Origin of the sequence: Psychrobacter halotolerans (genome assembly GCF_039680845.1) — a bacterium.
GTDB lineage: Bacteria > Pseudomonadota > Gammaproteobacteria > Pseudomonadales > Moraxellaceae > Psychrobacter.
Window position 1 is genome coordinate 377,952 of record NZ_JBDKWD010000004.1, and the last position, 14,419, is coordinate 392,370.

A 14,419-nucleotide genomic window follows, 5' to 3' on the forward strand; every position below is an offset into this window, starting at 1 on the left:
GTCTATTCTTGAGTCTGCTACTAACGATTTTAATGACCTCTATTTTGTCTATTACGGTTGAGCGCTGGCTGGTAGAAAAAGCGCTGACGGCACGTATGGATGTACAAATAGACACGCTGTTAATCAAGCGACAAGAGATGGTTGAGGCGCTGCAAGTCGGCGATGTGGCGGCAGTTAGACAAATGTATCGAAAAGACCGACGGCTGATGAGTCAGATCAGAGTCTATGATGAGCAAGGCGATATTATATTTCCACGTTATTTAGACAGAGACGGTCAACTCAGACAAGAAGAGCAAAAAATAAGTGATCAGCCAGAGACGCAGCTGACACCGCCCATTATAAAAAAGCCCAAAGCCGTTACTAACCCACCGCTTCGGCAAGAAGACGATACAGTATCACCTCACGAGCCGTCTTTTTTGAGTCGTTTTTTGCATCCAGCCATGCCGCGTAGCGCGACAATCGCCGATCCTGAAAATCGCCCCGAATTGGCCGATGCTACCGTTGTCTTACCTAACGCGCAGACGGTCATTATACAATTGCGTCCACACCTGCGTTTTTCAGATGTAGTAACGCTACAACGTGGCAATTTTCCCATACGTTTGCTGTTCATTCTTGTCTTCAGTGTTTTGGTCTGTATTTGGCTCAGTCGCACCTTGACTCAGCGCATTCGCCGAGTACAGAGCACGGTACACCGTATGATAGATGGCGATTATCAAGCCAATCCCAATCTGACCAAAATGGGAGACGATGAGCTGGGTTTACTGGCAAAAGACGTGGCAAAACTCTCCACGCGTCTGGCTGATAGTGAGCTGGCACGCAAGCAGATGCTCAGTGATATATCGCATGAGCTGCGCTCACCATTGGCACGTCTCGATGTCGCCACTGAGCTGACGCGCGACTTTGCCCCCAATGCCGACCGTTACCTTGACCGCATTGATAAAGAGTCTGCTCGCATGAATGAGCTGATTGAGCAAATCATTCACATCCAATCGCTACAAATGCAGCAATATACCATTGATAATCTAGAGAATGATGTGGTGAATCTATCCGAGATTATCAGTGAAATTGGTCAAGATGTTTGCTTTGAATTTCAACATAAAAACGTGCGCTGGCAATGGCAGGCGTCAAGCACCCTAGACACAAACGTAATGGGCAATCAAGAACAATTACACAGCGCTTTGGAAAACATCATTCGTAATGCTTTTATGCATACGGCCTCTGACTCAGCGGTAATGGCGGACGTTGAGCCAACCATGATGGATGACAAGACCCCTGCGATTCAAATTCGCATCATAGACGAAGGCGGCGGCATTGCAGAGAAGGATTTAGATCGGATTTTTCAACCGTTTGTACGTCTTGATTCTGCCCGCCATCGCGAAACAGGCGGTTATGGATTGGGATTGGCGATTGTCCATGCTGTCGTGATGGCGCATAAAGGATCTATTAACGTCAGTAATCGACAGGACGGTATAAAAGGCCTTATTATGCAAATAACTTTGCCTATTGCTTATAAAGGGCGCTAACAGAGTGCAAGACACTTAGATAGAAAGCACTTAGATAGAAAGCACTTAGCAAGCGCATTTCTCGCTAAGTGTTTTATCATGTAGTCAGGGCGCTATAAAAAAGTCACCATAAAAAGCGCCAGCAAGAAAAACTTGTACCAGTCACGTATTACAAGGTCATATATCGATTTTATTGAGCATTGAGTATCGAATATAGATTATGGCGCTTTAGGCGCATCCGGCTGCATCATAGGGTCAGCATCCGCAAAAGCTTTTAGGGTGCGGCAATGCGTGTCAATCTCGACAATGTTGGGGTAAGCATTCATATCTACTTTGAAACGGCGAGCTGACGAAACCTGCGGAATCAAATAGCAATCTGCAAAGGTTGGTTGGTCACCATAGCAGAACTGTCCCCGTGTTTTACCATCAGCCAGACGTTTTTCTAACGCATCAAAACCTTCTTTTATCCAGCGACCACACCATGCCATCACGCCGTCCTCATCTACTGACAGCTCATGACGCAGGTACTGTAAGATACGGCGATTATTAATAGGATGCATATCACAACCAATCAAAGCGCTAAGCGCGCGCACGTGCATACGACCCGCTGGATCTCTGGGCAATAAAGGATTATCAGGATAGACTTCCTCCAACCACTCTAAGATAGCTGGACTTTGATATAGTAATAAATCATCCGTTTTTAGGACAGGTACTAAACCTTGCGGATTAATGGATTGAAACGCTTTTTCAAGCTGCTCATCTTGTGCCAAATTGACGGTGATATCCTCATAATCCAGCGCTTTTAAGTTCAGGGCAATCCGAGTACGATAAGAGGTACTGCTACGAAAGTAACCATACAGTGTCATCATCTTTCATTCCTTTTGTGATGTTGTCCATAAGATAAGCCGTTATAATACAAAGCGAGCCAAGTTAAACTTTTATTAGATTGATATTAAATTCACTGAGAAACTCATTCATTACGTAAATCATTTATCGAGCAAAGCATGCCAGCAGCTGACAACCTGACAAACAATTCTATGACAACCAGCAAAAATCAAAGTGGTGTCCAGTCGCTTGAAATCGGACTGTCGATATTGGATGTCCTCATCGATCATAACGAACCTATGATGTTAAAGGATGTCGCTCAAGTCATGCACATGCATCCAGCCAAGTGCCACCGTTATTTGGTCAGTTTGATTCGTAAAAACTACGCGCGTAAGCTCGACGATGGACGCTATGGATTGGGCGCTAGAGTCAATGCCTTAGGCCATACTGGCTACACTCAAAACAATGTTTTGGAGCGTCTGGCGCACATTGCTCACGACATCAAAAATACTTTAAATTGTGCAGTACAAATCGCCAAATGGTTCAATGAAGGCCCCATCATCATTCAATCGGTGGAGCCGGACAGTCCTATTAGTATCATTACTCGCATTGGTTCACGTATGCCACTGACCACGTCAGCGACAGGGCAGCTCTTTGCCAGCTACCAGCCCGATACGGTCATCGAGCCGCTGATAATGGCTGAATGGCAGATTGGAAAGGAGGCACAAGACGCAGCGCTAGCAAAAAAATGGCAGCGGTTTAGCCAATTGCAAGCCAAAATACGCACTCAAGGCTATGCCACGGTCACAGGCGATATGCTGATGGGGATTAACGCCATTACCATTCCGGTTATCTTGCCGACAAGTAGCCATTTAAAAAGCCCCCATTCAGAAGCTGCTATCAATAAAAAGTCTTTTGATAAAAACCTGCCGCTAGAATATGCCATTACGGTTATTGGCACCACCGCGCAATTGCCAATGAGTGAGCAGCACAACGTGGTGGAGCAGATACTCGCGATTGCGCAGCGTCACCAAATCGCCTAGCCATCCTTATGCGCAATGGTTGGCGTTATTTAAACAGCGCAGCCCGCGCTGGCGGCTTTGGCTTTTTCGTAGACACTATCAGCGTCCAATCCTGAGGCTTTTACTTCGTTTAGATATTGCTGTGAGCCCTCCATTAATGGCCCCCTCCAATCGGGATCATTAAGCGGGTCAGGAATATCAATCATGATATCGCCTTTTTCTTTAGCCGCGGCCATCGCTTTATCATTACTCACATCAAACACTTTAGCGACACGCATTGCCATCGCTGCGCCTGAATTATCATCAATGACTTTTTTTAGATCGTCTGGTAGGTTCTCATATTTGTCTTTATTCATGCTGATGACAAAGGTGGAATTATAAAAAGGAATGTTGGTATGCGTGTTGATCAGCTCATCTAGTCGAAACGCTTGGATGGGCTGCCACGTAAAGCTAAGTCCATCAATGACACCGCGTTGTAGGGCAGTGTAAGTGTCGCTGGCAGGCATGCCAACGGGCGCCGCACCAGTCGCTTCGATGATGTGACTGGCAACGGCAGACGGTTGACGAATACGCAGACCTTTCATATCTGCAGGTGTGCGTATCGGCTTGTCAACTGTATGCAGCGCGCCTTGACCAGTACCGATAAGCGCAAGCAGATGCGTATCTTCGTACTCGCTGGCAATCACGCCCTCGTCATAAAGCTTATGCAGAATACAGCTCTGCTGCTGAGCGCTATTGGTGATACCAGGAAGCTCAACAATTTGGGTTAAAGGAAACCGTCCTGCGGTATAGCCTTGCGCCTGCATGCCAATATCAACAATCCCTTTAGCGGTCGCGTCATAAGTGGCACCGGGTTTGCTTAGGGTAGCAGAAGGGTAGATCTCAACCTTGATACGTCCGTTTGAGTCGGCTTCGATTTTCTTCGCCCACGGTTCTAGTGCCTCGGTGTTGATGTTATCACCAGCTGTCATAAAGTGTGAAAACCGTAAGGTCGTTACAGCGTCTGCATCTGTAGTATTGGTATTGGCCGTTTGATTGTTATCAGCGCAACTCGTGACAGTCATTAAAGCGGCTAATAGTAAGCCTAAATGCATTTTTGTTTTCATCATTGAATCCTTTCATGATGGAGGAATAATCAGCGTCAGCAGTTTGTCTTATTGGAACAAGTCCTTAATGTCAAAAAGCTTACTGCTCTTTAACGTAAGTCGCAAAAGAAACAGTAAGCACAGCCATACAGTCACGTTGCATTTACTCGCCAGCAGGAGCGACTTCTTTTGCCTCGCTAAGCTCTTCACTGTGTAAAAACTGCGTATGGGCAGGCGCGCGTTTGGTACGCGACCATTCATCTAACATGTCGTGCTTGATGGCATCGGTAATCATAGAAACTTTTTCTTCTGACGTGACATCATCATAGGTCAGCTCTAAGCGATGACCGTTTGGATCAAAGAAATAAATAGAATGGAAGATACCGTGGTTGGTTACGCCAATGACATCGATACCGGCATTTTCCAAATGTTCTTTGGCCAGTAGCAACTCATCGCGGTCTTTGACCTTGAGTGCCAAGTGTTGAACCCAGCTGGGTGTATTGGGATCAAAGCCCATTTCTGGCTGATTGGGCACCTCAAAAAATGCCAATACATTGCCATTACCCGCGTCCAAAAAAATGTGCATATACGGGTCAAAGGCTTTGGTCGATGGCACATGATCTTCGGCAAATGCCAAGATAAAGTCCATGTTTAAGTGTTTTTTATACCACTCAACCGTCTCTTTGGCGTCTTTGCAGCGGTAAGCCACGTGGTGAATTTTTTCAATTTTAAAGCTCATATCAAACTCCTTTTGATAAGGCATAGCGTGAATATTAAGAGAAATGATGCTAGTACTCACAGACCAAATATCATTGTTCTAACTGCTCAAATCTAGTTCTAACCGCACAAATCTACTTTCTCTACGCCTTTTTTCTGTACTATTACTATTCGTTAAAGTCAAAGTTAATCGCAGGCAGTACTTTGCCGCGTACTTCACCAAAGCCGACACGAATGCCGTCTTTTTCGCTATAGCCTTTCATAATCACAGTATCACCATCTTCGATGAAACTGCGCGTCGCGCCACCGTCGAGCGTAACGGGTTTGGTGGCATTCCATGCAATCTCCAGCATCGAGCCATAAGAGTCAGGCGTTGATCCTGAAATGGTGCCGGAACCCATCATGTCACCAACCTCTACTTTACAGCCAGTGATGGTGTGGTGGGTGAGCTGCTGCGCCATTGACCAGTACATATATTTAAAATTGGTTTCACAAACGACCGTCGCGTTGTCCGCATTTTCGGGTAATAATTCGACTGATAAGGTGATATCAAAGCTATTATTGCTGTCCGCTTCGTTCAGATAAGCAAGCGGTTTTGGCTCTTGCGTCGGGCATGAGGTTTTAAAGGGTGCCAACGCGTCCATGGTGACAATCCAAGGCGACACTTCAGAAGCAAAGGTTTTGGCATTAAATGGGCCTAAAGGCACGTATTCCCATTTTTGTATGTCACGAGCTGACCAGTCGTTGAGCAACACCATACCAAAGATATGATCAAAAGCGTCGTCTACTGCAATCGGTTGACCAAGACTATTGCCTTTACCGACGACAAACGCGGTTTCAAGTTCGAAATCCAAACGTTTACAGGCAGAAAAAACAGGACGATCATCGGCATTGGGTTTGAGCTGACCGGATGGGCGTATCACGTCCGTGCCACTGACAATAACCGTGCTGGCACGTCCGTTATAACCGACAGGCATCTCAGTCCAGTTTGGCAGTAGAGCATTACTTGGGTCACGGAACATGGTGCCGACGTTGGTGGCGTGTTCTTTAGACGAGTAAAAGTCGGTAAAGCCCGGTACGTGCACAGGCAAATGCATGGTGACATCGGCTTGCTTAAACAACGCTTTTTGCTGCAAGTCTTGGTTATCACGCAAGGCATCGCTGTCACTAGAGAGTAGTGTTTGAATGGTTTTGCGCGCTTGTGTCCAGTTGTCTCGGCCAGAATCAATAAAAGCATTTAAAATGGGCTGATCAAAATATGAGCCGCCTGCTAAGTTTAATAAACCTTCGGCTTCAAGGACGGATAGGTCGAGTACGTGCTCGCCAATGGCAACCCCAGCACGGCGTTTGCCATCTTCGGTTTCGCTAAAGATACCATAAGGAAGATTATGGATTGAAAAGTCAGAATCGCTAGCGATATCGATAAATGAGGTGAGAGAGGTGTCAATCGTTGACATGGAATGCTCCTTGCTAAAAGTGTGTTTTTAATTACGTTATAATTAATGACTTACGAATAATGTAATTTATGCAGGGTCAGATTGCAAGTTTTTTTATATAGCGAGCACCTATGGTGTAGATGCAGCCAATCCTAAATAAAATCGACACGTCCATATTGCCTCGCTACTGGTATAAACTTTACTTACTTATTTGCTTGCTGTGCCTGTGCAGGCAGAGGATTTGTAAAATTTATCTCAGACGCACTTTATTTTTTATAGAATATTGACGACAGATCACATAAATAATGAACGAAAAAAAGGCCAAGCAAACGCTTAGCCTTTTTTATAATAATCAACGTTCTATCAAGCTATTTGACTCGATAGGTTACTCAATTAATCTTTTAAAACATCTGCCATGGCATTGGCGACGTAATCGATGTTACTGGTGTTCAGACCCGCCACACACATACGCGAGTTGGAAATCATGTAAATCGCAAACTCGCTTTGCAGACGCGCGACTTGTTCAGGCGTCAATCCGGTAAAGCTAAACATGCCGTTTTGACGAGTGATATAGTCAAAGTTGCGATTCGGAATTTTGGCTTCTAATACAGATTTGAGCTTGTAACGCATGGCTTTGATACGATCACGCATCGCATAGACTTCGCCAACCCATTGCTCATGCAAGTCGTTGTCATTCATGACGATATCGACAACACGGCCGCCATGGGATGGTGGGCTTGAGTAGATACGGCGTACAAAGGCATTTAGTTGACCAAAGACACGCTCGGTTTCGTCTACGGTTGGGCATACGACAGATAGACCGCCAACACGCTCGCCATATAGCGATAGGTTCTTAGAAAATGAGTTACTCACAAATAATGGCAGACCCATATCAACGGCTTTACGAATGGCATAAGCATCGCTGTCCATATCGTCGCCAAAGCCTTGGTAAGCAATGTCCATAAACGGAATCAATTCACGTGCTTGAATCACATCCAGCGCTTTATCCCATTGCTCATGAGTCAAATCCATGCCCGTTGGATTGTGGCAGCAAGGGTGTAATAAGACGACGTCATCTTTATTTAAGGTTTTGAAAAACGCAATCATCTCATCGAATTTGACACTATTGCTGGCTTTGTCGTAGTAAGGATAGGTGCCGACTTCAACATCAGAGCCTTCGAATATGGCAATGTGGTTGGCCCATGTGGGATCGCTGACATAGCATTTGGCGTGTGGGAACCATTCATTGATAAATTCTGCGCCAATCTTTAACGCGCCAGAACCACCGATAGTGGCGATGGTTGCAACTAAACCGTCTTTTAGGATTTGAGAATCTTTACCAAACAGCAGTTCCTGACAAGCCTTACGGTGTCCAGCTAAGCCTGCCATCGGTAAATAAGGACGCGCAGACACCGGATCAGCAATGCGTTGCTCAGCCGTTTTCACACAATCGAGTACGGGTAATACGCCGTTTTCATCATAATAAATACCAATCCCCAAATTGACCTTGTTGGGATTGTTGTCCGCCAAAAACTTTTCCATCAGCCCCAAAATCGGATCACCAGCGTAATAGTCGATACGTTCAAACATGTTGTTTCCTTATAAAGATATAGATAAAGCCGCCAAAAATCATAGAGCAAATCGTAGGCTAACTCAATATAAGATTCCGTTATCTTGCATAATTTGCCAGATAATTTAAATTTATCTGGCAGCTCTTAAGACACTGAGAGTAACGCATTGTTTATCAAACACTGCTCGACGACAAGCTTCTGCCCAGTCGCTAATGTTTAAACACGTTGTAAGTCATTAAAATGGCTCGAAAAGTAAGTTTGCAGAAATGTTTTAAAGGCGATGGTGGCAGGAGACAGCGCGCGTGAGGAGCGCTGATAAATAAAAAACTGACGCATTTTGATGGGTCGCAAAAGCGGTTTCATTTGCAGACCATTGGCGCTGACCCAGTCGATAACTTCAGGCATATAGGGTAGACAGAGCGTGATACCAAAACCTTGTCGCGTCATCTCAAGCGCGGTGGACATAAAGTTCACTTTATAACGTGCTTGCTGAATATGGGCGGCGATACGCTCATCAAGCTCTATGGTCACTTGATCGATAAAGCGACCTTGCAGGGTAATGAGGGGAATGTCCAATAAGTCTTGCCATGTGATGTCAGGCTTTTGCGCCAGCGCATGATTGGCAGGCATGACCACACAAAAGGGCAGCTGATACAAGAGATCGGCACTGATGTCGTCCTCGGTTTCTATAAATTCAAGCTCAGTACCAACGCCCAAATCCACTTCGATATCTTGTACGTGCTTGAGCAAGTTCTCTTCGGAGCAGTCCAATAATGACACGCCAATCTCGGGATATTCTTTGGCAAATTGGGCAATGACCGCAGGCATAGACGAGGCGGCGAACTGTGAAACCGCCAGCCGTACCTGACCTTGAGCCAAGCTCGTTAAACTGCTTGCCTCATTTTCAAACAACTGCATCTCATTTAAAATGCGCCGCGCTTGCGGCAATAAATGTCGTCCTACTGCTGACAAGGACAGCTGACGGGTGGTGCGGTCAAACAAGACGATGCCAAGGCTAGACTCTAGCTCTTTGATCAAGCCACTGACGGCAGATTGAGTCAAATGCATCTGATCGCTGGCACGGGTAAAGCTGCCATTGTCGGCCACTTCGATAAATGCGGTGAGTTGGCGAAGGCTGATATTCATAAGTAAACCTGATAAATAAATCATAAAAAACAATTAGTCTTATAAATAAAGCTAATCTAATATAAATACAACGTCAACAATAAAGATTGATTATCGATCGTTTTATCGCACTTTTACCCCCAATTGAAATTAAGGATGATGACAATGACAGATTTATTTGACAACCCAATGGGACTACAAGGATTTGATTTTGTTGAGTTCGCCTCACCGCAGCCTGAAGCGGTCGCTACCTTGTTTGAGCAACTTGGATTTGCGCATGTTGCCAATCACCGATCTAAAGATGTGGCCTTGTATCGTCAAGGGGACATCAACCTCATTATCAACCGTGAGCCATATAGCCAAGCCAGCTATTTTGTCGAAGAGCATGGCGCAGGCGCTTGTAGCATGGGCTTTCGCGTTCAAGATTCCAAAAAAGCTTACGAGCGTGCTATCGAAAATGGCGCGCAGCCAGTAGAGGTGCCAACAGGGGTGATGGAGCTCAGACTGCCTGCCATCAAAGGTATTGGCGGCTCACTCATCTATCTGATTGATCGCTTTAAAGAAGGCGAGACGATCTATGATGTGGACTTTGAGTTTTTACCAAACGTGGATAGAAATCCGGTCGGTCATGGTTTTAAAGTCATCGATCATTTGACCCACAATGTTTATCGTGGCCGCATGGCGTATTGGGCCAATTTTTATGAGCGCATCTTTAACTTCCGTGAGATTCGCTATTTTGATATCAAAGGCGAGTACACGGGACTGACCAGTAAAGCCATGACCGCGCCTGATGGCAAAATCCGTATTCCGCTTAATGAAGAATCAAAGCAAGGCGGTGGTCAGATCGAAGAGTATTTGATGCACTTCAACGGCGAAGGTATTCAGCATATTGCGCTGGCCAGTGACGACTTAGTAGCCAGTATCGATAAGCTAAAAGCGGCGGGCATTCCTTTAATGACTGCACCGACGGCCGCTTACTATGACATGCTAAGCGAGCGTTTGCCGAATCATGGTGAAAACATCGAAGACTTACAAACTCGCGGCATTTTACTGGATGGCACGACAGAAGACGGTACGCCGCGCCTTTTGCTCCAGATTTTCTCTGAAACCATCTTGGGAAGCCCTGTGTTTTTTGAGTTTATTCAGCGCAAAGGCGATTACGCCGAAGGATTTGGCGAAGGGAACTTCAAGGCCTTGTTTGAGTCTATCGAGCGTGACCAATTAAGCCGCGGTAAGATCGGTCAACAAGCAACGGATAAACAAGCGATTGAGACGCCATAATTTTAATGACGTCTTAAATTTTCGGTCAACTCTTCGCGTAGAAACACAATAAATGGGTAGGGCAAAGCGAGTTTGTTTTATTCGTATTTGCCCAGTCTTTATTAGCGCTATCATTTCTTACGTCAATAATAGTCAGTTCAAGGTAAAAGGGATATCGTTTGGCTGGTACACATTTTTCGTAGTCTCTGTCTGCGAAGGTACAGCAAGCAAGAAAAATTGGTATCAGCCATACATCAGCGTACTTTTATCTCTCTTATTTTAGACAGATGGATTCAACGTAAACGAATGAAGCAACAGTAACGGATCTACTGTCATAAAAGGAATACAGGCATGGAACGCCTAACACAGACTTCTAATAATAATGCGGTCAGTGCCAACAAAGTGCTTTCTACAGGACTTGGCACTGATGGCGCTCACCACGACGATTCACCTCAGCAAAAGCAGCCTTACGTCTCACACCAGCCAGATGCCGATGGCTATATTCATTATAGCGATGATGAAAATGCGATGTGGCAAGCGCTGCTGGCACGTCAAGCCAAGCAAACGCCCAACCGCGCCTGCGTAGAGTATCTACAAGGTTTAGACAAGCTGGCTTTACCATCCACACACATTCCGCAGCTCAGTGACATTGATGCTGTCCTGCAAGCCACGACTGGCTGGCAGACAGCGGCTGTGCCTGCACTGATTAGTTTTGGCAAATTTTTTAAATTGTTGGCCAATAAATCCTTTCCTGTGGCGACTTTTATTCGCAGGCTGGACGACATGGATTATATCGAAGAGCCCGATATTTTTCATGAAATCGTCGGACACTGTCCGCTCCTCACGCACCCTGCCTTTGCCACGTTTAATGAGACATACGGCAAGCTTGGTCTTGAGGCCAGTAAAGAAGAAAGAGGGTTTTTGGCGCGGCTGTACTGGTTCACTATTGAGTTTGGTTTGGTCGGTAGCAGTATGGCAGATCGCAGAATCTATGGCGGTGGTATCTTAAGCTCGCCCTCTGAGACCATTTATGCGCTTAGCAATGAGCCGCATAACGAGTCACAACATAAGCCGGAGTGCCGAGCATTTGATTTATTGGATGTGCTGCGTACACCGTATCGTATCGATCAGATTCAGCCCATTTATTATGTCATTAATGATTTGGATACGCTGTTTGATATCATCGATAGCGATATCATGGGCGCGGTCAAGCAGGCCATGTCATTAGGACTGTTTGAACCGACTTATCCTGTCAAAACCTAATAACGACTGAGCGATACCTTATTTTAATATTTTTGGTATAAATAATAGAAAAATTAAAAAGTAGAAACCATCTTTCACATGGACGTACGTGTCTCAAAAATGACACGCATTAACATTCAAAATAAAAGGATATTATCATGACCGCATTATCACAAAACAGCTGCGACGTTTGCCGTATCGGCGCACCAAAAGTCGACGACACCGAGGCGCAGGAGCTATTACAACAGATTCCTGAGTGGTCGCTGATTGAAGTTGATGGCATCAAACAATTACAGCGCCAGTTCAAATTCAAAAACTTTGTCAAAGCGATGGCATTCGCCAATCAACTCGCAGAAATCGCCGAAGAAGAGGGGCATCATCCCGGTATATTGGTAGAGTGGGGCAAAGCGACCGTCACATGGTGGTCTCATAGCATCAAAGGGTTGCATCACAACGATTTTGTGATGGCGGCTAAGACCGATCGGTTACTGGATCAGTAATCCGATTGGCAATCGCCACGCAAACTCATTAAACTTGCTCCCACTTCAATTCAACACTCAAATTCGATACTTCAATTCAATGTAGCGCCAAATGATTTTGGCGCCTTAAGGATGTGTGATGCCTCCAAAAATATTAACTCAAATTTCACCAAAGCTGGCGTTTATGATTTCGGCTGTTGTTATTGCCATCATGGGCGTTACTATGATTGGTTTTGGCTGGGTGCCTCAGCTGTCATTGATACTTGCCATCTGTGTGCTACTAGCCATTGGTTTATTTAAAGGCTTAAGCTTTGATGATATGCAAATGCAAATGGCCTCAGGGGTTATGCGCGGAATTGGTGCGATTTATTTGTTCTTCTTTATCGGTTTGATGGTTGCCGCTTTGATGATGTCAGGCGCTATCCCAACCTTGATGTATTTTGGTTTTCAGCTGATATCGCCTGAGTATTATTATATTTCTGCCTTTATATTAACGTCTATTATTGGCATTGCGCTCGGTAGTAGTTTGACGACGGCGGCGACCTTGGGCGTGGCGTTTATTGGTATGAGCAATGCCTTCGATGCCAATGTCGCGATTGCCGCAGGCGCGGTAGTATCAGGCGCGTTTTTTGGTGATAAGATGTCGCCGTTGTCTGATACCTGTACCATTGCGTCATCGGTGGTTGGTATTGATTTGTTTGAACACATTCGTAATATGATGTACACCACGGTGCCCGCGTGGATTTTGACAGTCATTATTTTTTGGTTTTTCTCAGGGCAGACGGCGGGTTCTGATCTTAGTCAAGTGACGGTCTTGCAAGGGCAGTTGATAGACAGCGGCTTGATACATGGCTATGCCGTCTTACCTTTTGTGGTACTGGTTGGATTGGCTGTTTTTCGTGTCAATGCTATCTACACCATTATCTGTACCATCGTTACCGCATTAGTGGTTACTTACGTACATAGCTCGCCAAGCGTTGGACAGCTGGGCGGTTATCTGTTTGCAGGTTATGCACCCGCTGAGTCACTAGCGTTAGGAGAAGTGGGCGGCATGTTGTCGCGCGGCGGTGTACAAAGCATGTTCTTTACGCAAGCAATTGTGATATTGGCACTCAGTCTTGGTGGTCTTTTAACAGCACTGGGTATTTTGCCTGCATTGTTGTCTGGTATTAGAGACACGTTGACCACATCGGGGCGCGCCATATTTGCTGCGGCCATGTCTGCACTGAGTATCAATGTGCTGATTGGTGAGCAGTATTTGAGCATCTTATTGTCTGGTACGGCGTTTCGTTCGACATTTGAGCGTTTGAATCTGCATCCTAAAAATCTGTCTCGCACCATTGAGGACGCAGGTACGGTGATCAATCCTTTGGTGCCTTGGAGTGTGTGCGGTGTGTTTATCAGTCAAGCGTTAGAAGTTCCTGTGCTTGATTACTTGCCATATGCGTTCTTCTGTTATTTATCGCTACTGCTGACGATATTATTTGGCTTTACTGGTATAACGATTAGCAAAAAGTCTGCTGTCGATAAAAAACTAGTGGTTGAATAAAGTGATTAACCAAAGATATTCTTGGTATCTCTGCTTCTAAATAAAATAATGACGAGTATTGTCATGCGCTACTAAGATAAGTTTTCCTCGCTTACTGTGCCTGCGCAGACAGAGGCTACGTAAAAATTATCTTAGTAGCGCTTTCGTTACTTTATGACGAGTAAGTTCTAATAAAAAAGGGTCGTGTCTTAACGAAGATACGACCTCTTTTATTTAAAGGTGTTGATCTAAATGCCTTCAAGCATCACAGTGTCTTCATGGAGTGCTACCTGATAGGCGCTCAAAGTTACTTCTTTGTCATCTAAGCATTGTCCCGTCGCAAGATTAAAACGCTGCTTATAAATAGGCGAGGCGACATAAAGCACCTCTTCATCTGTGCCTGCCTCATTCACAATCGTCGTACCGCCAATCAAACCCCGAGACAGAACATTGGCTTGACTAAATGGGTCATAATTATCAATGGCGAAAAGATCGTCTTTTTTGGTTCGAAAGATGGCAATCTGTTTGCCTTCGATCAGTGCGCAGACGCCTGTTTCCGGAATGATATCGTTAAGATGACAAATCGTGTGCTGTTTCATAGTGGTTCATCCTTAAAGTAGGGCATTA

At 45.3% G+C, this 14,419-nt stretch carries 13 protein-coding genes; 6 read left to right on the forward strand and 7 right to left on the reverse strand.

Translation table 11 applies throughout. The features are described from left to right. Positions 1 to 8: 8 nt before the first annotated feature. Positions 9 to 1,523 carry a sensor histidine kinase gene (locus AAJP47_RS09890; protein ID WP_346717746.1) on the forward strand — a complete coding sequence of 505 codons (1,515 nt, stop codon included), beginning with the start codon at positions 9 to 11 and terminating at the stop codon, positions 1,521 to 1,523. A gap of 197 nt (positions 1,524 to 1,720) precedes the next feature. Here the strand turns inward: AAJP47_RS09890 and maiA are convergent, their stop codons facing one another. Then, positions 1,721 to 2,368 (reverse strand): maleylacetoacetate isomerase, encoded by a 648-nt coding sequence (gene maiA, locus AAJP47_RS09895; RefSeq protein WP_346717794.1) that lies wholly within the window; start codon positions 2,366 to 2,368, stop codon positions 1,721 to 1,723. A gap of 138 nt (positions 2,369 to 2,506) precedes the next feature. On the opposite strand from maiA, the gene AAJP47_RS09900 reads away from it, so the two are divergent. Next, on the forward strand, positions 2,507 to 3,370 hold the full coding sequence (locus tag AAJP47_RS09900; RefSeq protein WP_346717747.1) for an IclR family transcriptional regulator: 864 nt from the start codon (positions 2,507 to 2,509) through the stop codon (positions 3,368 to 3,370). Positions 3,371 to 3,399: 29 nt separating this feature from the next. Here the strand turns inward: AAJP47_RS09900 and AAJP47_RS09905 are convergent, their stop codons facing one another. From AAJP47_RS09905 to AAJP47_RS09925, 5 genes are all read right to left on the reverse strand, one after another. Beyond that, positions 3,400 to 4,455: a TRAP transporter substrate-binding protein gene (locus tag AAJP47_RS09905; protein WP_346717748.1), complete on the reverse strand. Its 1,056-nt coding sequence runs from the start codon at positions 4,453 to 4,455 to the stop codon at positions 3,400 to 3,402. Positions 4,456 to 4,597: 142 nt separating this feature from the next. Beyond that, positions 4,598 to 5,173, reverse strand: a complete 576-nt coding sequence (locus AAJP47_RS09910) for a VOC family protein (protein WP_346717749.1) — start codon at positions 5,171 to 5,173, stop codon at positions 4,598 to 4,600. Positions 5,174 to 5,318: 145 nt separating this feature from the next. Next, positions 5,319 to 6,608 (reverse strand): fumarylacetoacetase, encoded by a 1,290-nt coding sequence (gene fahA / locus AAJP47_RS09915; RefSeq protein ID WP_346717750.1) that lies wholly within the window; start codon positions 6,606 to 6,608, stop codon positions 5,319 to 5,321. Positions 6,609 to 6,980: 372 nt separating this feature from the next. Continuing rightward, positions 6,981 to 8,177 carry an amino acid aminotransferase gene (locus AAJP47_RS09920; protein ID WP_346717751.1) on the reverse strand — a complete coding sequence of 399 codons (1,197 nt, stop codon included), beginning with the start codon at positions 8,175 to 8,177 and terminating at the stop codon, positions 6,981 to 6,983. A 197-nt stretch (positions 8,178 to 8,374) separates the two neighbouring features. Continuing rightward, positions 8,375 to 9,304: a LysR family transcriptional regulator gene (locus AAJP47_RS09925; RefSeq protein ID WP_346717752.1), complete on the reverse strand. Its 930-nt coding sequence runs from the start codon at positions 9,302 to 9,304 to the stop codon at positions 8,375 to 8,377. A 144-nt stretch (positions 9,305 to 9,448) separates the two neighbouring features. Between AAJP47_RS09925 and hppD the strand changes: the two genes are divergently transcribed. From hppD to nhaC, 4 genes are all read left to right on the forward strand, one after another. Beyond that, positions 9,449 to 10,564 (forward strand): 4-hydroxyphenylpyruvate dioxygenase, encoded by a 1,116-nt coding sequence (gene hppD / locus AAJP47_RS09930; protein WP_346717753.1) that lies wholly within the window; start codon positions 9,449 to 9,451, stop codon positions 10,562 to 10,564. A 330-nt stretch (positions 10,565 to 10,894) separates the two neighbouring features. Continuing rightward, positions 10,895 to 11,806, forward strand: a complete 912-nt coding sequence (gene phhA, locus AAJP47_RS09935) for a phenylalanine 4-monooxygenase (RefSeq protein ID WP_346717754.1) — start codon at positions 10,895 to 10,897, stop codon at positions 11,804 to 11,806. Between the two features lie 137 nt (positions 11,807 to 11,943). After that, a complete protein-coding gene (locus tag AAJP47_RS09940; RefSeq protein WP_346717755.1) occupies positions 11,944 to 12,285 on the forward strand; it encodes a 4a-hydroxytetrahydrobiopterin dehydratase in 342 nt (113 codons plus the stop codon). A gap of 118 nt (positions 12,286 to 12,403) precedes the next feature. Further along, complete coding sequence (gene nhaC, locus AAJP47_RS09945; RefSeq protein WP_346717756.1) at positions 12,404 to 13,813, forward strand: Na+/H+ antiporter NhaC; 1,410 nt, start codon at positions 12,404 to 12,406, stop codon at positions 13,811 to 13,813. Positions 13,814 to 14,040: 227 nt separating this feature from the next. Here the strand turns inward: nhaC and nirD are convergent, their stop codons facing one another. Continuing rightward, positions 14,041 to 14,391, reverse strand: a complete 351-nt coding sequence (nirD, locus tag AAJP47_RS09950) for a nitrite reductase small subunit NirD (protein ID WP_346717757.1) — start codon at positions 14,389 to 14,391, stop codon at positions 14,041 to 14,043. Between the last annotated feature and the right edge of the window lie 28 nt (positions 14,392 to 14,419).